22 protein-coding genes are annotated in these 24,458 nt (G+C 53.5%); 18 read left to right on the top strand and 4 right to left on the bottom strand.

Translation table 11 applies throughout. The features are described from left to right. Positions 1-13 precede the first annotated feature (13 nt). Entirely contained in the window at positions 14-673 is a 660-nt protein-coding gene (locus tag NR302_RS13040; protein WP_258143667.1) for a sugar phosphatase, read from the top strand. A gap of 27 nt (positions 674-700) precedes the next feature. Here NR302_RS13040 and yfbR read toward each other — a convergent pair whose 3' ends face one another. The 3 genes from yfbR to NR302_RS13025 form a co-directional block, all read right to left on the bottom strand. Continuing rightward, positions 701-1,300: a 5'-deoxynucleotidase gene (gene yfbR / locus NR302_RS13035; protein ID WP_008105157.1), complete on the bottom strand. Its 600-nt coding sequence runs from the start codon at positions 1,298-1,300 to the stop codon at positions 701-703. A gap of 70 nt (positions 1,301-1,370) precedes the next feature. Beyond that, positions 1,371-2,588 carry a pyridoxal phosphate-dependent aminotransferase gene (locus NR302_RS13030; protein ID WP_008105154.1) on the bottom strand — a complete coding sequence of 406 codons (1,218 nt, stop codon included), beginning with the start codon at positions 2,586-2,588 and terminating at the stop codon, positions 1,371-1,373. After that, positions 2,572-2,760 carry a hypothetical protein gene (locus NR302_RS13025; protein ID WP_139221411.1) on the bottom strand — a complete coding sequence of 63 codons (189 nt, stop codon included), beginning with the start codon at positions 2,758-2,760 and terminating at the stop codon, positions 2,572-2,574. Before NR302_RS13025 ends, NR302_RS13030 begins: the two co-directional genes overlap by 17 nt. A 796-nt stretch (positions 2,761-3,556) precedes the next feature. Between NR302_RS13025 and lrhA the strand changes: the two genes are divergently transcribed. From lrhA to NR302_RS12950, 15 genes are all read left to right on the top strand, one after another. Continuing rightward, the gene (gene lrhA / locus NR302_RS13020) at positions 3,557-4,480 is read left to right on the top strand and encodes a transcriptional regulator LrhA (protein WP_007889314.1); all 924 of its coding nucleotides are present in this window, start codon (positions 3,557-3,559) and stop codon (positions 4,478-4,480) included. 660 nt (positions 4,481-5,140) lie between these two features. Continuing rightward, positions 5,141-5,584, top strand: coding sequence for an NADH-quinone oxidoreductase subunit A (locus NR302_RS13015; RefSeq protein ID WP_007889316.1), 444 nt, complete (start codon positions 5,141-5,143; stop codon positions 5,582-5,584). A 15-nt stretch (positions 5,585-5,599) separates the two neighbouring features. Further along, positions 5,600-6,280 (top strand): NADH-quinone oxidoreductase subunit B family protein, encoded by a 681-nt coding sequence (locus NR302_RS13010; protein WP_008105151.1) that lies wholly within the window; start codon positions 5,600-5,602, stop codon positions 6,278-6,280. Positions 6,281-6,396: 116 nt separating this feature from the next. Continuing rightward, positions 6,397-8,196: an NADH-quinone oxidoreductase subunit C/D gene (gene nuoC, locus NR302_RS13005; RefSeq protein ID WP_008105149.1), complete on the top strand. Its 1,800-nt coding sequence runs from the start codon at positions 6,397-6,399 to the stop codon at positions 8,194-8,196. A gap of 2 nt (positions 8,197-8,198) precedes the next feature. Next, entirely contained in the window at positions 8,199-8,714 is a 516-nt protein-coding gene (nuoE, locus tag NR302_RS13000) for an NADH-quinone oxidoreductase subunit NuoE (protein WP_258143666.1), read from the top strand. Positions 8,715-8,716: 2 nt separating this feature from the next. After that, complete coding sequence (gene nuoF, locus NR302_RS12995) at positions 8,717-10,057, top strand: NADH-quinone oxidoreductase subunit NuoF (protein ID WP_258145194.1); 1,341 nt, start codon at positions 8,717-8,719, stop codon at positions 10,055-10,057. Positions 10,058-10,160: 103 nt separating this feature from the next. Next, entirely contained in the window at positions 10,161-12,884 is a 2,724-nt protein-coding gene (gene nuoG / locus NR302_RS12990) for an NADH-quinone oxidoreductase subunit NuoG (protein ID WP_258143665.1), read from the top strand. Next, positions 12,881-13,858 (top strand): NADH-quinone oxidoreductase subunit NuoH, encoded by a 978-nt coding sequence (gene nuoH / locus NR302_RS12985; RefSeq protein WP_008105140.1) that lies wholly within the window; start codon positions 12,881-12,883, stop codon positions 13,856-13,858. Before nuoG ends, nuoH begins: the two co-directional genes overlap by 4 nt. A gap of 11 nt (positions 13,859-13,869) precedes the next feature. After that, on the top strand, positions 13,870-14,412 hold the full coding sequence (gene nuoI, locus NR302_RS12980) for an NADH-quinone oxidoreductase subunit NuoI (protein ID WP_007889332.1): 543 nt from the start codon (positions 13,870-13,872) through the stop codon (positions 14,410-14,412). Between the two features lie 10 nt (positions 14,413-14,422). Further along, positions 14,423-14,974 carry an NADH-quinone oxidoreductase subunit J gene (gene nuoJ, locus NR302_RS12975; RefSeq protein ID WP_008105138.1) on the top strand — a complete coding sequence of 184 codons (552 nt, stop codon included), beginning with the start codon at positions 14,423-14,425 and terminating at the stop codon, positions 14,972-14,974. After that, entirely contained in the window at positions 14,971-15,273 is a 303-nt protein-coding gene (gene nuoK / locus NR302_RS12970) for an NADH-quinone oxidoreductase subunit NuoK (RefSeq protein WP_007889334.1), read from the top strand. The genes nuoJ and nuoK overlap by 4 nt, the downstream gene beginning before the upstream one ends. After that, on the top strand, positions 15,270-17,105 hold the full coding sequence (nuoL, locus tag NR302_RS12965; protein WP_258143664.1) for an NADH-quinone oxidoreductase subunit L: 1,836 nt from the start codon (positions 15,270-15,272) through the stop codon (positions 17,103-17,105). The genes nuoK and nuoL overlap by 4 nt, the downstream gene beginning before the upstream one ends. Positions 17,106-17,189: 84 nt before the next feature. Then, positions 17,190-18,710: an NADH-quinone oxidoreductase subunit M gene (gene nuoM / locus NR302_RS12960; protein ID WP_036648497.1), complete on the top strand. Its 1,521-nt coding sequence runs from the start codon at positions 17,190-17,192 to the stop codon at positions 18,708-18,710. A gap of 6 nt (positions 18,711-18,716) precedes the next feature. Beyond that, on the top strand, positions 18,717-20,174 hold the full coding sequence (gene nuoN / locus NR302_RS12955) for an NADH-quinone oxidoreductase subunit NuoN (protein WP_008105131.1): 1,458 nt from the start codon (positions 18,717-18,719) through the stop codon (positions 20,172-20,174). 190 nt (positions 20,175-20,364) lie between these two features. After that, a complete protein-coding gene (locus NR302_RS12950) occupies positions 20,365-20,817 on the top strand; it encodes a GNAT family N-acetyltransferase (RefSeq protein ID WP_258143663.1) in 453 nt (150 codons plus the stop codon). A gap of 28 nt (positions 20,818-20,845) precedes the next feature. Here the strand turns inward: NR302_RS12950 and NR302_RS12945 are convergent, their stop codons facing one another. Next, on the bottom strand, positions 20,846-22,504 hold the full coding sequence (locus NR302_RS12945; protein WP_008105127.1) for a glucan biosynthesis protein D: 1,659 nt from the start codon (positions 22,502-22,504) through the stop codon (positions 20,846-20,848). A 291-nt stretch (positions 22,505-22,795) separates the two neighbouring features. Here NR302_RS12945 and elaB point away from each other — a divergent pair, with 291 nt between their 5' ends. Together elaB and NR302_RS12935 are read left to right on the top strand one after the other, a co-directional pair. Then, positions 22,796-23,104, top strand: coding sequence for a stress response protein ElaB (elaB, locus tag NR302_RS12940; protein ID WP_008105125.1), 309 nt, complete (start codon positions 22,796-22,798; stop codon positions 23,102-23,104). Between the two features lie 145 nt (positions 23,105-23,249). Continuing rightward, positions 23,250-24,446: a nicotinamide mononucleotide deamidase-related protein YfaY gene (locus tag NR302_RS12935; RefSeq protein ID WP_258143662.1), complete on the top strand. Its 1,197-nt coding sequence runs from the start codon at positions 23,250-23,252 to the stop codon at positions 24,444-24,446. The last annotated feature ends 12 nt before the right edge of the window (positions 24,447-24,458 follow it).

Below are 24,458 nucleotides of genomic sequence, written 5' to 3'. Positions count from 1 at the left end.
TAAGGAGCGACGCGTGAAGTACAGGGGTTTTCTGTTTGATTTAGACGGTACGCTGGTGGATTCATTGCCTGCAGTGATTCGCGCATGGTCACTGTGGGGCGAGCGCCATGGTTTGTCGGCGGAAGAGGTCCTGAGCTATATACACGGGAAGCCTGCCATCAATTCGTTGCGCCATTTCATGGCAGGGCAATCTGAAGAGGCGATTCAGGCGGAATTTCTCTGGCTTGAACGTCTCGAAGCGGAAGACACGCAAGGCGTACAGGCGATTCCGGGCGCGTTAGCGTTACTGTCAACGTTGAATGAGTTGCAGATCCCGTGGGCGATTGTGACCTCGGGTTCGATTCCAGTCGCCCACGCGCGCCATAAAGCCGCAAATTTACCGATGCCAAAAGTGTTTATTACCGCTGAGAATATCAAGCACGGTAAGCCTAATCCCGAACCTTACCTGCTGGGTGCTGAGCGTTTGGGGCTTCCAGCGACGCATTGCGTGGTAGTTGAGGATGCGCCGGCGGGCATTATTTCTGGTTTGGATGCGGGCAGTGCGGTGATCGCCATGAATGCGCCAGCAGATGCACCGCGCCTTAATGAAGTTACCTTCCGCGTCGCAACGCTTGAACCGGTAAACGTCATCAAAGAAGATAGCGGCGAGTTTACACTTTCTATCACCGCATAAAAAAACGGGCCGATGCGGCCCGTTTTTTTACAGCGGCGTATCTTGTGATATTTCATCCAGCGACAGGCTAAAGCTGGGAATAAACACCTCAACAAAATAATCCATTTCCGGTGAACGGCGCTGGGTGAGGGTTTTTTCCAGGCGTGCTTTGGCCAGCAGAAACTCGTTATTACCTGCCGACAACTCTTCCAGACACTTCACATAGGCGCAGAGTGCATCCGCTTGCTTCACCACGGATTGCTCACTTTCGGTATGCAAATGTTCATCAATCAGCGGGCGATAAGCGTCCTGCAGTTCGGGTGGCAGCATATCAATGAGCTTCTGCTGCGCAATTTTCTCGATCTTTTTGTATTCGTGGGCAATCTGCGCGTTGTAGTACTTCACCGGCGTCGGTAAATCCCCGGTCAGCACTTCGCTAGCATCGTGATAGAGCGCCAGCATGGCAATGCGTTCGGCATTGAGGTTGCCGTTAAATTTTTTGTTTTTGATGATGGCGAGCGCGTGAGCAACCATCGCCACCTGCAAGCTATGCTCGGAGACGTTTTCAGTGCGCACATTGCGCATCAACGGCCAGCGATTGATCAGTTTGAGGCGGGAAAGGTGGGCGAAAAAATGGCTACGAGTCATGGACGGTTCCTGTTCGCACGGCGGGGAAGATATCTTTTCCCCGAAATGCGAACAGTATACGCGTCACAATTTACTGGCGATACCCTTGTAAGAAACGACCAAACTTGCTGACGGCCATTTCCAAATCGTCCACTCGCGGCAGCGTAACAATGCGCACGTGATCTGGCCACGGCCAGTTGAACGCGGTGCCCTGAACCAACAGCACTTTCTCTTGCAACAGGAAATCCAGCACCATCTTCTGATCATCAAAGATGTTGAACTTCTTGGCATCAATACGCGGGAACATGTACAGCGCACCTTGCGGCTTCACACAGCTGACGCCAGGAATATCATTAATTAATTCCCACGCACGCTGGCGTTGTTCATACAAACGCCCGCCAGGCGCGATAAATTCGCTAATACTTTGATATCCACCCAGTGCGGTCTGAATTGCATGTTGTGCCGGAACGTTGGCACACAGGCGCATCGACGCCAGCATTTCCAGCCCTTCAATATAACCTTTCGCGTGTTTCTTCGGACCGTTCAAAACCATCCAGCCCTGACGGAAGCCCGCCACGCGATAGGTTTTCGACAAGCCGTTAAAGGTCACGGTCAGCAGATCGGGAGCCAGCGCAGCAATTGAATGATGTTGTGCTTCGTCGTAAAGAATCTTGTCGTAGATTTCATCGGCGAAAATAATCAGATTGTGCTGGCGCGCAATTTCAACAATCTCAAGTAACAACTCTTTGCTGTAAACCGCGCCGGTCGGGTTATTCGGGTTAATAATGACAATGCCACGCGTACGCGGGGTGATCTTGCTACGAATGTCATCCAGGTCAGGGAACCAACCCGCTGATTCATCACACAGATAATGCACTGCTTTGCCGCTCGACAGCGAAACCGCGGCGGTCCATAGCGGATAATCCGGCGCAGGCACCAGCATTTCATCGCCGCTGTTGAGCAATGCCTGCATCGCTTGCACAATCAGTTCAGATACGCCGTTACCAATATAGATGTCTTCGACAGTGACATCGCGCATATCACGCGCCTGGTAATGCTGCATGATCGCTTTACGCGCTGAATACAGCCCTTTCGAGTCGCAATAACCTTGCGAGCTCGGCAGATTGCGAATGACATCCACCAGGATTTCATCAGGTGCTTCAAAACCGAATGGGGCAGGGTTGCCGATGTTCAGCTTGAGAACTTTGTTGCCTTCTTCTTCGAGACGTTTAGCTTCTTTCAGTACCGGCCCACGGATGTCATAACAGACATTTTCCAGCTTGCCGGATTTATCAATTTGAAAATTCATTTTTACCGCCTTTACGGGCAGAGTCCTTTAACCTGCCACCAAAAATCAAACTTGCCCAATTTACTCTTCTCACCTTAACAAAAGAAGGGTAGCGCTTGGTTTTGGCGCGTTTGCCATTTTTTCTCTCGCCATATGGCGTAAAAGTCATTGAAAATCGATTAATCTGGTTCATTAATCCACTAATTCGAAAAAAAGTGAGATTAAAAACTGGTAAGGTGGCGTTGACGTGTAAATGCCTTCTTCCATCGCCACAGAAGACTATTCAGAAATTTTTCAGTCACTATTGGCGCAAAAAAAGAATAGCGACCTAACGAAATAGTTAAGTGATTCTTGTTAGATGGCGAAAAAATGTCTGGCAATGATTAAGCTCTGGCTGGCGTCTTAAAATGAAGTGCATTCTTATTCACTTATCAAGGGCGAGATTAAGCGTCAGTAACGGACCTAATATCGTGTAAAACAGTCTTAAAATAGCATTTGCACTGTCACTTTAACGCTGATGCTCAAGATTCAGAACCTGGGGGGCTTAAAAAAAGAGCAGCGTTATGGCAGGATCTGTGCGGAAAGGCTTTTGGTCAAAAATTGCGATGTTTTGAACAAAAACATTTCCATTTATAACGTAAAAATGATTAAGTATAATTTATTATTTGATGCACTTTATCGCTTCGCATCTACATAACATGATGTTATTTCTTTTTAACCCGCATGGACTTTACGCGGGATACATAGACAACTACGCAGCTTCCAGCACCTGTACGACATACGTTTTCGGCCCAGAAGTTCTGCTGTCTATAATGACGACGCTGCTCTGATCTCAGAGTGGTGCGATCGTCGGCATCCGCCTGACAAAATTTTTTCATGGCAGCTCCACACAGGGCTGTCATTAAGCACCATTGCCTCTTATCTCTTTGATAAGTCGGGTAATACACCAGGGTAGTAGTTTTAAAAAATCTTATAAGTGAAGAAAAAACATGACTAATGCAAATCGTCCGATACTGAATCTCGACCTCGATCTGCTGCGTACATTTGTTGCCGTTGCCGATCTGAACACTTTTGCAGCAGCCGCTGCCGCCGTGTGCAGAACGCAGTCAGCAGTGAGCCAGCAGATGCAACGTCTGGAACAATTGGTAGGTAAAGAGCTGTTTGCCAGACATGGACGTAATAAATTGCTGACGGAGCATGGCATTCAACTGCTGGGTTACGCCAGGAAAATCCTTCGTTTTAATGACGAAGCTTGCACCTCTTTAATGTACAGCAACATCCAGGGCGTTCTGACCATTGGCGCTTCAGATGATACCTCAGATACCATTCTGCCGTTCCTGCTTAACCGCGTAACGTCGGTCTATCCGAAGCTGGCCATTGATGTGCGTGTTAAGCGCAACCCGTTCATGATGGAAATGCTTAATCAAGGTGAAGTCGATCTGGTTGTGACGACGTCCAGCCCAGGAAACTTTACTCATCAGGTACTGCGTACTTCGCCAACGTTGTGGTACTGCGCGGCAGATTATATCTTCCAGCGCGGGGAAGCCATTCCTTTGGTCCTGCTGGATGAGCCAAGCCCGTATCGCGATATGGCGATTGATCACCTCAACGAAGCTGGCATTCCGTGGCGCATCTCGTATGTTGCTTCTACGCTGGCTGCCGTTCGTGCGGCGGTTAAAGCGGGCTTGGGTGTGACAGCGCGTCCAGTCGAGATGATGAGCCCAGAATTGCGGGTGATGGGCGCTGCAGAAGGTTTGCCAGTGCTGCCGGATACCCAATATCTGCTGTGCCGTAATCCAGACAGCGATAACGAACTGGCGTTGGCCATCTTCAATGCCATGCAGTCTACCAATGATCCTTACAATCTGAGCGCTAATCCAGACGGTACTTTGCTGCTGGATGACGAAGAGTAAGGGTTACAGTTGCTGGTAATTCCTCGCAAATGGAATACCGGTTAATTGTTAAAACGTATAAAAATGGGCCTTAGCGTGGTAATTACCGGCTAAGGCTTTTTTTATGCCATTTTACTTGCCGCTTTAAATGTAATTCCCTCGACTTTATTTCGATCTCATTTTTAAAAATGAAACGTGTTCCATTTTTATCCATTTTGGAATGGTTTTATCAATTCGTGCCAACTTTACCAGGGCATTTGTTCGTCCACTCCGCTGTTTTTTGCAGCATAAAACCCAGTTATGTGCTTTAGATCAAAAAAATACCCCTGATAAGGGGGGGGAATCTCGGGCGAGACCTGTCAAAATATGATTGTTAAATGCACGATCCACGCATGTGAATACCCGCTACACTAAAATTAACCTCACAAACTGAAGCGATTTAGCTGGCGCTTCGAGGGTTGAATGTTAATAATATGATGCAGCTGTAAAATAATGTTTGGATACTTTTGTCAAAGTTGACAAAAGGTTATAGAAAGGAGTAAAAACCCCTATAAAATTGCTGCTTTATTGCTAATGACAGCAAAATTTATAAGGTTTTTTATCCTTCCCTTGAATCGATGTGGTGTGTTTGCTGCAACAGAGCAGGATGCCATCACCACTTTTGATGAGTAAGCAAAGAGTATGTCGACAACTACAGAAGTGATCGCTCATCACTGGGCATTTATTGTTTTTATCGTTATCGCATTCGGCCTGTGTGCCTTTATGTTGACCGGTGGCTGGTTGTTAGGTGGTCGTGCGCGTGCGCGACACAAGGACACTCCGTTCGAATCGGGTATTGAGTCGGTTGGTGACACTCATATTCGCCTCTCTGCAAAATTCTATCTGGTTGCGATGTTCTTCGTCATATTTGACGTCGAAGCCCTCTATTTATACGCATGGTCGACGTCCATTCGCGAAAGCGGTTGGGTCGGCTTTGTCGAAGCCGCAATTTTCATTTTGGTGCTCTTGGCAGGCCTGGTTTATCTGGTGCGCATCGGTGCGCTGGATTGGGCTCCTGCGCGTCGTCGCGTAGTGGTCAAATCTGTCCCGGTCAGTCACAGCCACACCAACCCTCATAAGCAGTAAAAGCGAGGCAATAAGATGGACTACACGCTGACACGCGTAGACCCGAACGGGGGCGGCGATAACGATCGTTATCCTCTGCAGAAACAGGAAACGGTTACCGATCCGCTGGAACAGCACGTTCACCGCAGCGTCTATATGGGCAAGCTCGAGCATGCCCTGCATGACATGGTGAACTGGGGTCGTAAAAACTCTCTCTGGCCGTATAACTTCGGCCTTTCCTGTTGCTACGTGGAAATGACCACATCCTTCACCGCAGTGCATGACGTGGCACGTTTTGGTGCCGAAGTAATGCGCGCCTCGCCACGTCAGGCTGACTTCATGGTGATCGCCGGTACGCCATTTACCAAAATGGCGCCGGTTATTCAGCGTTTATATGACCAAATGCTGGAGCCGAAATGGGTGATTTCCATGGGCGCTTGCGCTAACTCGGGTGGCATGTACGACATCTACTCGGTGGTGCAGGGCGTGGATAAATTCCTGCCGGTTGACGTTTACATTCCTGGCTGCCCGCCGCGTCCAGAAGCGTATATGCAGGCGTTGCTGCTGCTGCGTGAGTCGATTGGCAAAGAGCGCCGTCCACTGTCGTGGGTGGTGGGTGACCAGGGTGTTTATCGCGCCAACATGCAGCCAGAGCGTGAAAGAAAGCGTGGCGAGCGTATTGCCGTCACCAACCTGAGATCGCCAGACGAAGTTTAAGCTTCCCGTACACGGATGGAGCCACGGCCACAGCAGAACATCACAATTTAATGTGCGCCGCCATCCTGACGCCTTCTTTTGAGCGCCTGATTACAGGCCGGAATGGTGAGTAACGTATGACTGATTTAACCACGCAAGATCTCGCACAGCCTTCATGGCAAACCCGCGATCACCTGGATGACCCAGTGGTCGGCGAGCTGCGTAACCGTTTTGGGCCGGATGCCTTTACCGTTCAGGCTACCCGCACCGGGATTCCGGTTGTCTGGGTAAAGCGTGAACAGCTATTAGAAATCGTTGAATTCCTGCGCAAGCTGCCAAAGCCGTATGTCATGCTTTATGACTTGCACGGTTTTGATGAGCGCTTACGCACTAACCGCGCCGGTTTGCCCGCCGCGGATTTTTCCGTTTTCTATCATCTGCTTTCAATTGAACGCAACCGCGACATCATGCTCAAGGTCGCTTTATCTGAAAACGATCTGAATGTGCCAACCATCACCAAAATTTTCGCCAACGCCAACTGGTATGAGCGCGAAACCTGGGAGATGTTTGGCATCACTTTCAATGGTCACCCGCACCTGACGCGCATCATGATGCCGCAGACGTGGGAAGGACATCCGCTGCGTAAAGATTATCCGGCGCGCGCCACCGAGTTCGATCCCTTCGAGCTGACCAAGCAGAAAGAAGATCTGGAGATGGAGGCGCTGACCTTCAAGCCTGAAGATTGGGGCATGAAGCGCAGTACCACCAATGAGGACTTCATGTTCCTCAACCTCGGTCCAAACCATCCCTCTGCGCACGGTGCTTTCCGTATCATTCTGCAGTTGGATGGTGAAGAGATCGTCGATTGCGTTCCCGATGTCGGCTACCACCATCGTGGTGCTGAGAAGATGGGCGAGCGCCAATCCTGGCACAGCTACATTCCGTACACCGACCGTATCGAGTACCTCGGCGGCTGCGTAAATGAAATGCCGTACGTGCTGGCGGTGGAAAAACTGGCGGGTATTACCGTGCCGGATCGCGTCAATGTGATCCGTGTGATGCTGTCCGAGCTGTTCCGCATCAACAGCCATCTGCTCTATATCTCCACCTTTATTCAGGACGTCGGCGCGATGACGCCGGTGTTCTTCGCCTTTACCGACCGTCAGAAAATCTATGACGTGGTGGAAGCGATTACCGGTTTCCGTATGCACCCGGCGTGGTTCCGCATCGGCGGCGTAGCGCATGACCTGCCGAAAGGCTGGGAACGTTTGCTGCGTGACTTCCTCGACTGGATGCCGAAGCGTCTGAAAGAGTATGACAAAGCCGCACTGCGCAATACCGTGTTGATGGGCCGTTCGCAAGGCGTTGCGGCGTATAACATGGATGAAGCACTGGCGTGGGGCACCACCGGCGCTGGTTTGCGTGCCACCGGTTTAGATTTTGACGTGCGTAAATGGCGTCCGTATTCAGGCTACGAAAACTTCGATTTCGAGATTCCGGTTGGCGCTGGCATCAGTGATGCGTATACCCGCGTTCAGCTGAAAATGGAAGAGATGTGGCAGTCACTGCGCATTCTGGAACAGTGCCTGAACAACATGCCGGAAGGCCCGTTCAAAGCGGATCATCCGCTGACAACGCCGCCGCCGAAAGAGCGCACGCTGCAGCACATTGAAACCCTGATCACTCACTTCCTGCAGGTTTCGTGGGGCCCAATCATGCCGGCCAACGAATCCTTCCAGATGATTGAGGCGACCAAAGGGATCAACAGTTACTACCTGACCAGCGATGGCAGCACCATGAGCTATCGCACCCGCGTGCGTACGCCGAGCTTCCCGCACCTGCAGCAGATCCCATCGGTGATCCGCGGCAGCCTGGTATCCGACTTGATCGTTTACCTCGGTAGTATCGATTTTGTTATGTCAGACGTGGACCGCTAATTATGCACGATCAAAAAATTGCTATTCACACTATCGACCCTACAGAGGTCTTCGTGCTGAGCGAGGCCGAGCACCACGCTATCGAGCACGAGAAACACCATTACGAAGATGCACGCGCCGCTTCGATCGAAGCGTTGAAGATCGTGCAGAAACAGCGCGGTTGGGTGCCAGATGGCGCGATTAACGCCATCGCAGACGTTCTGGGTATTCCTGCCAGTGATGTTGAAGGTGTGGCGACTTTCTATAGCCAAATCTACCGCACGCCGGTTGGCCGTCACGTCATTCGCTACTGTGACAGCGTGGTGTGCCACATCACGGGTTATCAGGGGATTCAGTATGCGCTGGAGCAGAAGCTGAACATCAAGCCGGGCCAAACCACGGCGGATGGTCGCTTTACGCTGCTGCCAACCTGCTGTCTCGGTAACTGCGATAAAGGGCCGACGATGATGGTGGATGAAGATACCCACGTTCATCTGACGCCTGAAGGCATCGCCAACTTGCTGGAGCAGTATCAATGACCATTAAACAGATCATTCGTACTGCCGAAACGCATCCGCTGACCTGGCGTCTCCGTGACGACAAGCAGCCAATTTGGATCGATGAATATCGCAGTAAAAACGGGTATGTCGGCGCAGAAAAAGCGCTGAAAGATTTCAGCCAGGACGAAATCGTCGCGGCGGTCAAAGACTCCGGCCTGAAAGGTCGTGGTGGCGCAGGCTTTAACACCGGCCTGAAGTGGAGCCTGATGCCGAAAGACGAATCCATGAGCATCCGTTACCTGCTGTGTAACGCCGATGAAATGGAGCCGGGCACGTATAAAGACCGCTTGCTGATGGAGCAATTGCCGCACCAGTTGGTGGAAGGCATGCTGATCAGTGCGTTCGCGCTGAAAGCTTATCGTGGCTACATCTTCTTACGTGGTGAGTACATCGAAGCGGCCGTCAATTTGCGTCGCGCGATTGCGGAAGCCACCGAAGCGGGCTATCTCGGCAAGAATATTCTCGGCACCGGTTTTGATTTCGAGCTAATCGTCCACACCGGCGCGGGTCGTTATATCTGCGGTGAAGAGACAGCGCTGATCAACTCGCTGGAAGGGCGTCGTGCGAACCCGCGTTCTAAGCCGCCATTCCCGGCCAGTGCCGGCGTGTGGGGTAAGCCGACCTGCGTTAACAACGTGGAAACGCTGTCGAACGTGCCTGCCATCTTCCTTAACGGCGTTGACTGGTACAAAAACATCTCTACCAGCGAAGACACCGGCACCAAAATGATGGGCTTTTCCGGCCGCGTGAAAAATCCTGGCGTCTGGGAATTGCCGTTCGGTACCACCGCGCGTGAAATCCTCGAGGATTACGCCGGTGGCATGCGCGATGGCTTGAAATTCAAAGCCTGGCAGCCAGGTGGCGCAGGAACTGACTTCCTCACCGATCAGCACCTCGATCTGCCGATGGAGTTTGCCAGCATTGGTAAAGCCGGTAGCCGTTTAGGTACGGCGCTGGCGATGGCGGTCGATCACGAAATCAACATGGTTTCGCTGGTGCGTAACCTGGAAGAGTTCTTTGCGCGCGAGTCCTGCGGCTGGTGTACGCCGTGCCGCGATGGCTTGCCATGGAGCGTGAAGATCCTGCGTGCGCTGGAGCAGAAGAAAGGTCAGCCGGGTGATATTGAAACCCTGCAGCAACTCTGCCGCCAGCTTGGTCCAGGGAAAACCTTCTGTGCCCACGCACCGGGCGCCGTCGAGCCATTACAGAGCGCGATTAAATATTTCCGTGAAGAGTTTGAAGCTGGCATTGCGCCGCAGGTGTTTGGCAATACCCGAGCCATCGGCGGTATTCAGCCGAACCTGCTGAAAGCGCGCTGGTAATCAGCCGCCGTACACGGAACTCACCTCACGCCGAAATGGCGTGGGGAAAGAATTAGATGTTTAACGCTCGTCTTAGGGCGAGCCTTACGGAAGCATGTTCACTATGGCTACAATCCATGTAGACGGTAAAGAATATGATGTGAACGGAGCGGACAACCTGCTACAGGCGTGTCTCTCTCTGGGCCTTGATATTCCTTATTTTTGCTGGCATCCGGCGCTGGGAAGCGTAGGGGCCTGCCGCCAGTGCGCGGTGAAGCAATTCCAGAATGCCGAAGATACCCGCGGTCGCCTTGTCATGTCCTGCATGACACCAGCGTCGGACGGCACCTTTATCTCCATCGACGATGGCGAAGCCAAAGAGTTTCGTGAAAGCGTGGTGGAATGGCTGATGACCAACCATCCGCACGACTGCCCGGTGTGCGAAGAGGGTGGTAACTGCCATCTGCAAGATATGACGGTAATGACCGGACACAGTTTCCGTCGTTATCGCTTCACCAAACGCACCCACCAGAATCAGGATCTCGGTCCGTTCATTTCGCATGAAATGAACCGCTGTATCGCCTGCTATCGCTGTGTGCGCTACTACAAAGATTATGCTGACGGCAAAGATCTCGGCGTTTATGGCGCTCACGACAACGTCTACTTTGGTCGCCCGGAAGATGGCACGCTGGAAAGCGAATTCTCCGGTAACCTGGTGGAAATCTGTCCGACCGGCGTATTTACCGATAAAACGCACTCTGAACGCTATAACCGAAAATGGGATATGCAGTTCGCGCCAAGCATCTGCCAGCAGTGCAGCGTGGGTTGTAATACCAGCCCAGGCGAACGCTATGGTGAATTGCGTCGTATCGAAAACCGTTACAACGGCACCGTAAACCACTACTTCCTGTGCGATCGCGGTCGTTTCGGTTACGGCTACGTCAACCGCAAAGATCGTCCACGTCATCCCGTTCAGCAACGCGGCAACGATTGGGTCAGCCTGAATGCTGAACAAGCGGTGAATGCGGCGGCGGATGTATTGCGTCGGGCGAAAAAAGTGATCGGTATCGGTTCTCCACGCGCCAGCATTGAAAGCAACTTCGCGCTGCGTGAGCTGGTTGGCGCAGCCAACTTCTCAACCGGTATGCCAGCAGGTGAGCAGGCTCGCGTTGAGCTGATGCTTAAAGTCCTGCAGGACGGCGGCATCTACACGCCATCACTGCGCGAAATTGAAAGCTACGATGCGGTGCTGGTGCTGGGTGAAGATTTGACTCAGGTCGGCGCGCGCGTGGCGTTGTCTGTTCGTCAGGCAGTAAAAGGCAAAGCACGTGAGATGGCAGCGGCGCAGAAAGTGGCTGACTGGCAGATCGCGGCCATCCTTAATATCGGTCAGCACGCCAAACATCCGCTGTTCGTCACCAACGTCGACGAAACCCGCCTGGATGATATCGCTGCGTGGAGCTATCGCGCTCCGGTGGAAGATCAGGCGCGTCTCGGCTTCGCGATTGCCAATGCGCTGGATGAAAGCGCGCCGGCAGTTAGCGGCTTCGACAGCAAACTCAACGGCAAGGTTGATGTAGTGGTTCAGGCGCTGGCAGGTGCGAAAAAACCGCTGATTATCTCCGGAACCCATTCCGGTAGCATCGCGATGATTGAAGCCGCAGCTAATGTGGCGAAAGCGCTGAAAGCGCGTGGTGCCGATGTCGGTATTACCTTCCTCGCGGGTGCGGCAAACAGCTTTGGCCTCGGCCTGATGGGCGGTCAATCGCTGGATAGCGCGCTGGAACAGCTGAGCAAAGGCGAAGCCGATGCGCTGGTGGTGCTGGAAAACGATCTCTATCGTCATGCACCTAAAGCCAACGTGGATGCAGCGCTGGATACTACCGCTAACGTGATTGTGGTCGATCATCAACGTACCGCCACGCTGGAAAAAGCCGGTCTGGTGCTTTCCACCGCCAGCTTCGCAGAGAGCGATGGCACCTCTATCAACCACGAAGGCCGCGCGCAGCGCTTCTTCCAGGTTTACGATCCCGCTTATTACGATGACAGTGTAGTGATGCTGGAAAGCTGGCGCTGGTTGCGTTCGCTGCACAGCGCGGTTGAGAGCCGTCACATCGACTGGACTCAGCTGGATCACGTGATTGATGCCACCGTTGCGGCGCTGCCACAGCTGAAAGGCATTAAGGATGCTGCGCCAGACGCCAGCTTCCGTATCCGCGGTCAAAAACTGGCACGTTCACCGCACCGTAACAGTGGCCGTACTGCGATGCGCGCCAACATCAGCGTGCATGAACCGCGTCAGCCGCAAGATAAAGACACCATGTTTGCCTTCTCCATGGAAGGTAACAACCAACCAAGCGCACCGCGTTCGCAGATTCCATTTGCCTGGGCGCCTGGCTGGAACTCACCGCAAGCATGGAATAAGTTCCAGGCTGAAGTGGGCGGCAAATTGCGTCATGGTGATCCTGGCGTGCGTCTGTTCGAAGCCAGCGATCGTTCTCTGCCGTGGTTTACCGCGATTCCGGAAAGCTTTGTTGAAGGCAGCCAGTGGCGCGTCGCACCTTACTATCAGCTGTTTGGTAGCGAGGAGATGACTCAGCGTTCAACCACCTTCCAAAAACGCATGTCGCCAGCCACGCTGGTGATTAACCCGGCTGATGCTGAGAAACTGGGCGTCAATAACGGTGCTTCCGTTGAGCTGGTCTGTGCGGGCGAAACACTGCGCTTGCCGGTACGTTTCTCTGCGTCGCTGCAAGCAGGGCAGGTTGGTTTACCGCTCGGTATGCCGGGTGTGCCACCGTTCCTCTCAGGTGCGCAAATTGACAAACTGCAGGAGGCCGCGCAATGAGTTGGCTGACACCGGACGTTATTGAAATCCTGATCAACATCGGCAAAGCGCTGGTCATCTTGTTGGTGGTTGTCGGTTGCGGTGCTTTCATGAGTTTCGCCGAGCGTCGTCTGCTCGGCCTGTGGCAGAACCGTTACGGACCGAACCGTGTTGGCTGGGGCGGCTCGCTGCAGCTGGCTGCCGACATGATCAAAATGTTCTTTAAAGAGGACTGGGTTCCACCGTTTACCGACCGCTTCATCTTTACGCTGGCACCGGTTATTGCCTTCGTATCGCTGCTGCTGGCCTTTGCTATTGTGCCGGTTTCGCCAACCTGGATGGTCACCGACCTGAACATCGGTCTGCTGTTCTTCCTGATGATGGCGGGTCTGGCGGTGTATGCGGTGCTGTTCGCGGGCTGGTCAAGTAACAACAAATACTCACTATTGGGTGCGATGCGTGCATCGGCGCAGACGCTGAGCTACGAAGTGTTCCTTGGTTTGTCACTGATGGGCGTGGTGGCGCAAGCCGGCTCGTTCAACATGAATGCCATCGTCGAAAGCCAGGCGCATCTGTGGAACATCATTCCTCAGTTCTTTGGCTTCCTTACCTTCTGCATCGCGGGCGTAGCGGTATGTCACCGTCATCCGTTTGACCAACCCGAAGCAGAGCAGGAGCTGGCGGACGGTTACCACATCGAATACGCCGGTATGAAGTTCGGCCTGTTCTTCGTGGGTGAATACGTGGCGATCACCACCGTATCAGCGCTGATCGTGACGCTGTTCTTCGGTGGCTGGCACGGTCCGTTCCTGCCGCCATTCATCTGGTTCGCTCTGAAAACAGCGTTCTTTATGGTGATGTTTATCCTGATTCGTGCTGCGCTGCCGCGTCCACGCTATGACCAGGTGCTGTCGTTCGGCTGGAAAGTGTGTCTGCCGTTGACGCTGTTGAACCTGCTGGCGACCGCCGCAGTGATTCTGTACACCGCGCAGTAAGGGACATTGAGATGACTTTAAAAGATATTGTCGTTGGCTTCGGCACGACAGTGCGCAGTATCTGGATGATAGGCATGCATGCCTTCGCCAAGCGCGAAACCCAAATGTATCCGGAAGAGCCGGTTTATCTGCCGCCACGTTATCGTGGCCGTATCGTGCTGACGCGCGATCCGGACGGCGCAGAGCGTTGCGTTGCCTGTAACTTATGTGCGGTAGCTTGTCCTGTCGGCTGTATCTCACTGCAGAAAGCCGAGACGCAAGATGGACGCTGGTATCCGGAATTCTTCCGCATCAACTTCTCACGCTGCATCTTCTGCGGCCTTTGTGAAGAGGCTTGCCCAACCACCGCGATCCAGCTGACACCCGATTTCGAACTGGGTGAGTTTAAGCGTCAGGATCTGGTGTATGAGAAAGAAGACCTGCTGATTTCCGGTCCGGGTAAATATCCGGAGTACAACTTCTATCGTATGGCTGGTATGGCGATCGACGGAAAAGAGAAGGGCGAAGCGGAAAACGAAGCCAAGCCGATCGACGTCAAAGGGTTGTTACCTTAAGGAGCCAGGTATGGAATTTGCGTTTTATCTTTGCGGACTGGTGGCGGTGTTGACGACGCTGCGCGTCATCACCCACACCAATCCGGTACATGCGCTGCTGTACCTGATCGTTTCGCTGCTGTCGATTGCAGGCGTGTTCTTCTCAATGGGCGCCTACTTTGCCGGTGCGCTGGAAATCATCGTCTACGCAGGCGCCATCATGGTGCTGTTCGTCTTCGTGGTGATGATGCTGAACCTGGGCAAAACCCAGCAGGATCAGGAGCGCGAGTGGCTGAAGCCTTCGCTATGGATTGGTCCGGGCATCGTCTCTTTACTGCTGCTGGCGGTAATGATTTACGCGATTAGCACAGCTACCGATCAAGGCATTGATGGCACCGTCATCGACGCTAAAGCAGTCGGTATCAGCTTGTTTGGTCCCTATGTTCTGGCGGTTGAGCTGGCATCAATGCTGCTGCTCGCAGGTCTGGTCGTGGCCTTCCATATTGGACGTGAAGAGCGTCATGGCGAAGTGCTGAGCAATCGTCAAGCTGATGCGCAAGCGAATAAGGAGGATCACGCATGATCCCGTTACAACACGGCCTGATGCTGGCCGCTGTGCTATTTGTTCTCGGCCTGACCTCCGTGGTGCTGCGTCGTAACATCCTGTTTATGCTGATTGGTCTGGAAATCATGATCAATGCCTCCGCGTTAGCGCTGGTGGTAGCAGGCAGCTATTGGGGACAAGCTGATGGTCAGGTGATGTACATCCTGGCGATCAGCCTTGCGGCGGCGGAAGCGAGTATTGGTCTGGCGCTGTTGCTCCAGCTCTATCGTCGTCGTCAGACGCTGAACATTGACACAGTGAGCGAGATGCGCGGATGAATCTTCTCTATTTAACCGTATTATTTCCGCTAATTGGCTTCCTGCTATTGGCGTTTTCACGCGGTCGCTGGTCGGAGAACCTGTCGGCAGCAATCGGTATGGGTTCTGTTGGTCTGGCAGCATTAACCACTATTTATGCCGGTTTCGACTTTTTCAACCAGGGGCAGCAGCCGTTTACCCAGGCGCTGTGGACCTGGATTCACGTCGGCAACTTTGACATCAAAGTGAATCTGGTGCTGGACGGTCTTTCTCTGACCATGCTGTCCGTTGTCACCGGCGTTGGCTTCTTCATCCACATGTTTGCTTCATGGTACATGCGTGATGAAGAGGGTTATTCGCGCTTCTTCGCTTACACCAACCTGTTCATTGCGAGCATGGTGGTGTTGGTGCTGGCCGATAACCTGATGCTGATGTATCTAGGCTGGGAAGGCGTGGGCCTGTGCTCATATCTGCTGATTGGTTTCTACTACAGCAATCCAGAGAACGGCAAAGCGGCGATGAAAGCCTTTATCATCACCCGTGTAGGTGATGTGTTCCTCGCTTTCGCCTTGTTCATCCTCTACAACGAGCTGGGTACGCTGAACTTCCGCGAACTGGTTGAACTGGCACCAGCGCACTTCGCTGCAGACAACCATATGCTGCAGTGGGCAACCCTGATGCTGTTGGGTGGCGCGGTCGGTAAATCTGCACAGCTGCCATTACAAACCTGGCTGGCGGATGCGATGGCCGGTCCAACTCCGGTTTCGGCACTGATTCACGCCGCGACTATGGTGACCGCCGGTGTTTACCTGATTGCTCGTACGCACGGTCTGTTCCTGCTGACGCCGGAAGTGCTGCATCTGGTGGGTATCATTGGTGCGATTACCCTGGTGCTGGCAGGTTTTGCGGCGTTGGTGCAAACCGACATCAAACGTGTGCTGGCTTACTCAACTATGAGTCAGATCGGCTACATGTTCCTCGCGCTAGGCGTGCAGGCATGGGACGCGGCGATTTTCCACCTGATGACGCATGCATTCTTTAAAGCTTTGCTGTTCCTCTCTTCAGGCTCGGTCATTCTGGCCTGCCATCACGAGCAGAACATTTTCAAGATGGGCGGCCTGCGTAAAAGCATCCCGCTGGTGTATGTCTGCTTCCTGGTGGGTGGCGCCGCGCTGGCTGCGCTGCCGCTGATCACTGCAGGTTTCTACAGTAAAGATGAAATCCTGTTTGGTGCGATGGCGAATGGTCACATCAATCTGATGGTGGCGGGTCTGGTGGGTGCATTCCTCACCTCGATCTACACCTTCCGCATGATCTTTATCGTGTTCCACGGTGAAGAGAAAATTCATGCTCACGCCGGTAAAGGCATTACTCATCACCTGCCGCTGATTGTTCTGATGGTGCTCTCCACCTTTATTGGTGCGCTGATTACACCTCCTTTGGCGGGCGTGCTGCCGCAGAACGAGTTTGGTGAAGGCGGCAAAGTGATGCTGGAAATCACCTCAGGCGTTGTTGCCATCGTCGGTATCCTGATTGCTGCAGCGCTGTGGCTGGGTAAACGTCAGCTGGTGACCAGCATTGCCAACAGTGCGCCGGGTCGTTTCTTCGGCACCTGGTGGTTCGCGGCCTGGGGCTTCGACTGGCTGTATGACAAGGTGTTTGTAAAACCTTATCTCGGCATTGCCTGGTTACTGAAAAGCGATCCGCTGAATTCACTGATGAACCTGCCTGCGCTGCTGTCGCGCATTGGTAATAAAGGTTTGGTGGTGAGTGAAAACGGTTATCTGCGCTGGTACGTGGCTTCAATAAGTGTCGGTGCCGTTGTGGTGCTGGCGCTGCTGCTGGTGATTTAAAGATTGATGAGCGGGGCGGGTTCGCTCGCCCAATTAGAATGTCAAAAATTGCCTGAAGTAAGGCAATAAAAAGGGAAGTTCGCCGTGTTATTACCTTGGCTAATAATTATCCCCTTCGTTGGGGGCTTACTCTGCTGGTTGGCAGAGCGCCTCGGCGCAAAGGTACCGCGCTGGATTGCCATGATCACCATGGGCCTGACGCTAGCGCTTGGCCTGCAATTGTGGTTGCAGGGAGGCTATTCACTGACGCAGGCTGCGGGTATTCCGCAATGGCAATCGACTTTCTCAGTACCGTGGATTCCGCGCTTTGGCATCAACTTCCATCTGGCGATTGATGGTCTGTCGCTGCTGATGGTGGTGCTGACCGGACTGCTCGGTTTGATGGCGGTGCTGTGCTCCTGGAACGAAATTGAGAAATATCAGGGCTTCTTCCACCTCAACCTGATGTGGATTCTCGGTGGTGTGATTGGCGTGTTCCTCTCCATCGACATGTTCCTGTTCTTCTTCTTCTGGGAAATGATGCTGGTGCCGATGTACTTCCTCATCGCACTTTGGGGCCATAAAGCATCCGACGGTAAAACGCGTATTAGCGCCGCGACCAAGTTCTTCATCTACACCCAGGCATCTGGTCTGATCATGTTGGTGTCGATTCTGGCGCTGGTGTTTGTGCACTACAACGCCACTGGCGTATGGACTTTCAGCTACGAAGAGTTGCTGAAAACGCCAATGTCACACACCGTTGAGTATCTGCTGATGCTCGGCTTCTTCATCGCCTTTGCGGTGAAAATGCCGGTGGTGCCATTACACGGTTGGCTGCCAGATGCACATAGCCAGGCACCAACCGCTGGTTCGGTTGACCTCGCAGGTATCTTGCTGAAAACCGCGGCCTACGGCTTGCTGCGCTTTAGCCTGCCGCTGTTCCCGAATGCGTCAGCAGAGTTCGCACCGATTGCCATGTGGCTCGGTATCATCGGCATCTTCTACGGTGCATGGATGGCGTTCTCGCAGTTCGATATCAAACGTTTGATTGCTTACACCTCTATTTCGCACATGGGCTTCGTGTTGATCGCCATCTACACCGGCAGCCAACTGGCCTTCCAGGGCGCAGTAATTCAGATGATTGCGCACGGTCTTTCTGCTGCGGCACTGTTCATCTTGTGTGGTCAGCTGTATGAGCGTCTGCATACCCGCGACCTTCGTCAGATGGGCGGTTTGTGGTCACGAATCAAATGGATTCCGGGTCTGTCACTGTTCTTTGCGGTTGCGAACCTCGGTATGCCGGGCACCGGTAACTTTGTTGGCGAATTCATGATTCTGACCGGCAGTTTCCAAGTGGTGCCGGTGATTATCGTCATCGCAACCTTTGGTCTGGTGTTTGCTTCGGTTTACTCCCTGATCATGATGCAGCGCGCTTACTTCGGCGAAGCCAAGTCGAAAGATCCGCTGCCAGGCATGTCACCGCGTGAGTTCCTGACTATCGGCGTATTGGTGGTGTTACTGGTGCTGCTGGGGATTTATCCACAGCCAATCCTCGACACATCCCATGCTGCGATGAGCAATATTCAGCAGTGGTTTACCGCTTCAATTTCAACTACAAGGCCGTAATTCGCCATGACAATAACTCCTCAACATCTGATCGCGTTACTGCCGCTGTTGATCGTCGGATTGACGGTGGTGGTGGTGATGCTGTCCATTGCGTGGCGACGCAATCACTTTGTTAATGCCACGTTGACGGTGATCGGACTTAACATTGCGCTGTTTTCTCTGTGGTTTGTTGGCCAGGCGGGAGCGATGGATGTCACGCCGCTGCTGCGCGTTGATGGCTATTCGATGTTCTACACCGCGCTGGTGGTGCTGGCGAGTTTAGCCACTTGCACCTTTGCCTATCCGTGGCTGGCTGGTTTCCCGGACAACAAAGATGAGTTCTATCTGCTGGTGCTGATTGCGGCACTCGGCGGGATTGTGCTGGCGAGCGCCAACCATCTGGCGGCGCTGTTCATCGGTATCGAACTGCTGTCACTGCCGCTGTTTGGTTTGATTGGTTATGCTTTCCGCCAAAAACGTTCACTGGAAGCGTCACTGAAATACACCATCCTGTCGGCGGCGGCCTCATCGTTCCTGCTGTTCGGTATCGCGCTGATTTATGCTGATTCTGGCAGCCTGAGCTTTGTGCAGCTGGGCAAAAGTCTGAGCGATAGCATGATTCAGGAGCCGCTGTTGCTGCTGGGTCTGGGCATGATGATTATCGGTCTGGGCTTCAAACTGTCGCTGGTACCGTTCCACCTGTGGACGCCGGACGTTTATCAGGGTGCGCCTGCGCCGGTTTCAACCTTCCTCGCCACCGCCAGCAAGATCGCCATCTTTGGCGTGATTATGCGCCTGTTCATGTACGCACCAGTTACAGACAGCGAAGCCGTTCGCACCGTGCTGGGCATCATTGCCTTCGCGTCGATTCTGTTTGGTAACCTGATGGCGATTTCCCAGAGCAACATCAAGCGTCTGCTGGGTTACTCGTCAATCGCGCACCTTGGTTATCTGTTGGTGGCGCTGATTGCGGTGAAAACCCATCAGCTGTCACTGGAAACCGCGGGCGTATATCTGGCCGGTTACCTGTTCAGCAGCCTGGGCGCGTTCGGCGTTGTAAGCCTGATGTCGAGCCCGTATCGCGGTCCGGATGCCGACACGCTGTATTCCTATCGCGGTCTGTTCTGGCATCGTCCGATTCTGTCTGCGGTCATGACGGTGATGATGTTGTCACTGGCCGGTATCCCAATGACGCTCGGCTTCATCGGTAAGTTCTACGTTATCGCCTCGAGTGTGAACGCACACCTGTGGTGGTTGAGTGGTGCGGTGGTTGCAGGTAGTGCGATTGGTCTTTACTACTATCTGCGCGTAACGGTGAGTCTGTATCTCAGCCCGCCTGAACTGCATAACCGCGATACGCAAGCCAACTGGGCGTTTACGGCTGGCGGTGTTGTGGTGCTGATCTCTGCGATTCTGGTATTGCTGCTCGGTGTTTATCCGCAGCCGCTGATTACACTGGTGCAAATGGCTCAGCCGCTGATGTAATAAAGACTCGCGTCATGACTGAATCAGGCCTTCGGGCCTGATTTTTTTTTGCCTGCAATTCACGGCGTAGTGAGAGATTGAGCACAGAGTCACCACGAGGTTTTCAGCTGCCGCTGCTGCTCACTGCGTTTGGCGTAGCCGGTGTGATATTCTCAACGGATCACTTTTATTGCTCAGACAAGGAAGCACCATGAAAATGCTTTGGCTTGATTGCCACCACAGTGAACTGACGGCGCAGCAACTCTACACGCTGCTGGCGCTGCGCAATCATGTCTTCATCGTGGAACAAAACTGTCCGTATCAGGATATTGATGGTCAGGATTTAGCCGCTGATAACCGTCACATTTTGGGATTCCTCGACGGTAAGCTGCTGGCCTATGCACGGGTGTTAACGCCAGCGCTGGACTCTGCGCCGGTGCTGATTGGTCGTGTGATCGTTTCTGAAGAGGCGCGCGGTTTGAAGCTGGGATATCGCTTGATGGAGAAGGCGCTGGAAAGCTGCGAGAAGCATTGGTCGCAGCGCGCTATTTATCTTTCTGCGCAGGCACATCTGGAAGGTTTTTACGGTCGTCTGGGCTTTAAAGCGGTGACTGAAGTTTACATGGAAGATGACATTCCCCACATCGGCATGCAGAAAGCATAACGGCGAGGATTGCTCCTCGCCGTTATCATCAGCCCGGCGTCATCTGCCGGTCATCAACATATTTGCGTTGATCCGGCGGCGGCGGGAAGTACTGATAGAGCCAGGTTTCACTCAGCGTCTCATCCTTAGTACGCAGGAACAGGCGCATATCAACCGGCTTGGTTGAGTCGCTATTCGGATACCAGTCAAACAGAATGCGGTAGCCGTTCAGCGGCTCGACGTAGAGAATCTCAACCTGCTTGAATGTGCCCTCTGAAACGGTAATCACCGGCTCAATGCCTTTCGGCGCTGCGGCTTTCAGATCGCCACCGACAAAATCAATGGCAAAGCGACGTGACCAGGTTTCCGGGAAGTGTTCGCCTGGCGCCCAACCTTCCGGGAAGCCACCGATACCGGTGCGCGTGGCATCGACACGCGCCAAACCACTGCGCACTGGCGGCAACTGACTCCAGTAGAGCTTGTACTGGAAGTTGAACTCGCTGCCGGCTTTCACCGGTTCTGACGGCTGCCAGAAGCACACCACGTTATCCAGCGTTTCGCCGGTGGTTGGAATCTCCATCACGTTAATGGCGCCTTTGCCCCATTTACCAATCGGTTCCACCCACAGGCTTGGACGTTTGTCGTACCAGCCAATCACATCCTGATAATTTTTGAAGTCATGATCCAGCTGCAACAGGCCAAAACCACGCGGGTTTTCGTCCTGATAGGCGTTGAACTGCAAACGCTGCGGGTTGTTCAGCGGACGCGCAATCCACTCGCCTTCACCGGTCCACATCGCCAGGCGATCGGAGTCGTGAATTTGCGGATGGTAAGTGTTGCACATGCGGCGCTCGTTGGTGCCACAGCTGAACATGCTGGTCATCGGCGCGATGCCGAGCTGGCGAATGTCGTTACGCGCAAACAGGTGGTTTTCTACCTCCATCACCACGCGTTTTTCTTCGCAGTGAATGGTGAACTTGTAGGCACCGGTAACGCTCGCGCCATCCAGCAGGGCATAAACTACAAAAGTGGTGTCATCCGCTTTTGGCGTTTCAAACCAGAATGCGGTGAAGTCCGGGAACTCTTCTTTGCCGTTGCTAAAGGTGTTGACCGCCACGCCGCGTGCGGAGAGCCCGTACTGGAAGGTCTCATCAACTGCTCGGAAATAGCTGGCGCCGAGGAAAGAGACGATATCGCGGCGCGCCAGTTCTGGCTTCTTAAACGCGCGGAAACCGGCAAAGCCGAGGTCGGTTTTACCCACCAGCTGTTTGGTATCAACGTTAGCGTTGTGATAGTTGAACAGCTCCGGACGGAAGTGGATCTCACGTGCTTCGCGGCTATCGGCATCGACCGAGAACATGCGGATGCGGCGCTTGAAGCCCATACCGACGTGGAAGAATTGCACGTCCAGCTCACGATCGGCGATGTTGTTCCACAGCGAGTGATTGGCGTCGTACTGAATTTCGTTATAGGCCTGCGGAGTTAGATTGGCCAGGGTGTCGGGCAAGGGGCCGGGTGCGCCGCCCCAGGGCTGTTTTGCCAGTGCGGAGGCTTTCTTTTTCAGTGAGTCGAAATCGAAGCGCACTGCGGTACCGTCGGCGATACCATCATCAGCCCAGGCGGATTGTGCAAACAGCGTGGAGAGACCCGTCATGCCGCTAACAGCGGAGAGGGCCATGGACGCTTTCATAAATTTTCTACGATTCATGCCGGAAATCTAATCCTTAGCTGCTCGGGTGTATTTTGACTCTCGTAAGACGAGAAACGTCTGACTACAGGGGGTTACGACAGTCGTGGAAATAAAAAATTCAGTCTGCGGAAAATTTATCAGATTAATCAAATAAGCGAAGCAGAATTCGCGCCGCTCAGCCGTGCATGACACAACTTTGCATTGAGATGGACGAAACTCGGTTAAATCCTGGCAGTCGCCGTCCAGCAAAGCTGGAATTTAAGACTATAGTTAAACCACAACGAGTTAGGAACATGGAGGAACTACATAGTGTCATCTTCAGACCAATTTGAAACGCACCTTGACGACGACCTGGCGCTGCTGACGGAAACGCTGGAAGAAGTGTTACGCGCATCTGGCGATCCGGCCGATCAGAAATACATCGAACTGAAACTCAAAGCTGAACAAGCGCTGGAAGACGTTAAATCGCGCGTTAGCCAAGCGTCAGACAGCTATTACTATCGTGCTAAAAATGCGGCCTATCGCGCCGATGATTATGTGCATGAAAAACCATGGCAGGGGATTGGCATCGGTGCCGCCGCTGGCCTGTTTGTCGGTTTACTGCTGGCTCGACGTTAAGTTCCAACGGGCGCGACACGCTTCGCGCCCGCTTCCTGATTATCCTGCCGCTTATTCCCGCTAAATCCCTGTTTCGCATCATCCGCGATTGTGTTTCGCCTGCGCGCTTCCTACAGTAAAGCGACAGGGAAAAGGAGAACGCAACGTGATACGTGTAGAAATGCTCTCAACGGGCGATGAAGTGTTACATGGGCAGATTGTCGATACCAACGCCGCCTGGCTGGCCGATGTGCTGTTCCAGCACGGTTTGCCGATGACCAGCCGCAGCACCGTCGGTGATGCGATGAGCTCGCTGGTGGAGGCGCTGCAGAGCCGCAGCCAGATTGCAGACGTGCTGATCGTTAACGGTGGTTTAGGACCGACCAGTGACGATCTCAGCGCGCAGGCCGCAGCCATTGCCAGCGGCAGTGAATTAGTTATCCAGCAAGACTGGCTGGAAAAAATGGAAGCCTGGTTCGCCAGTCGCGGACGCGTGATGGCGCCGAGCAATCGCAAGCAGGCAGAAATCCCCGCCATCGCCGAGATGCTGGATAATCCGGTCGGCACCGCATGCGGCTTTGCCATGCAGCTTAATCGCTGCTGGATTTTCTTCACGCCCGGCGTGCCGTCGGAATTTAAAGTGATGGTCGAGCAGGAGATCATTCCGCGCCTTAAAGCACGCTTTGAATTGCCGGAACCACCGTTGTGTTTACGCCTCACCACCTTTGGCCGTGGCGAGAGTGATATTGCCGCCGAGCTGGAGCCGTTACCGCTGCCGGAAGGCGTGGTGATGGGCTATCGCTCATCGATGCCGATTATCGAAATCAAACTCACCGGACCCGCCAGCCAGCGCGTGGCGATGGAGCAAGTGTGGCAGCAGGTAAAACTGTTGCTTGCTGAGTGCACCATTTTTGAAGGCACCGAAGGTTTACCGGCGCTACTGGCGCGCGAGTTGCAGCAACGCGGCTTCCATTTGGCGCTGAGCGAGCAGTTCACCGCCGGTTTGCTTAACTGGCAGTTGGCCGCTGCAGACGTGGCGCTCAGCAAAGCAGAAATTCTGCCGCCGCAGGATGAAGATCTGGAAGCACAGGTTGCGCGCACGCGTGATTGGGCGAAACAGCAGGGCGCGGCGCTGGCATTGTCGGTAGGAAATTTAGTGGAAGGTGAAGTGTCGATTGCCTTGCACACGCTGGAAGCGAGCTGGGGCCAACGCGTGAAGTTCACCCATGGACGTCATAACGTGGAAACGCGGCAGAAAGTGGTGGCGATGATGGCGATGAACATGCTGCGTCGCTGGCTGCACGGCAGCGAAGTCAGCACCGGGCACGGTTGGATTGATGTGCTGGAAACAGTGAAACGTTAATTCGGAGGGTCG

The sequence above is a fragment of the Pantoea sp. SOD02 genome, assembly GCF_024707505.1.
Taxonomy (GTDB): Bacteria; Pseudomonadota; Gammaproteobacteria; order Enterobacterales; family Enterobacteriaceae; genus Pantoea; species Pantoea symbiotica.
The sequence above is the reverse complement of the archived record's forward strand: the minus strand, read 5'-3'. Positions and strand labels throughout refer to the sequence as shown.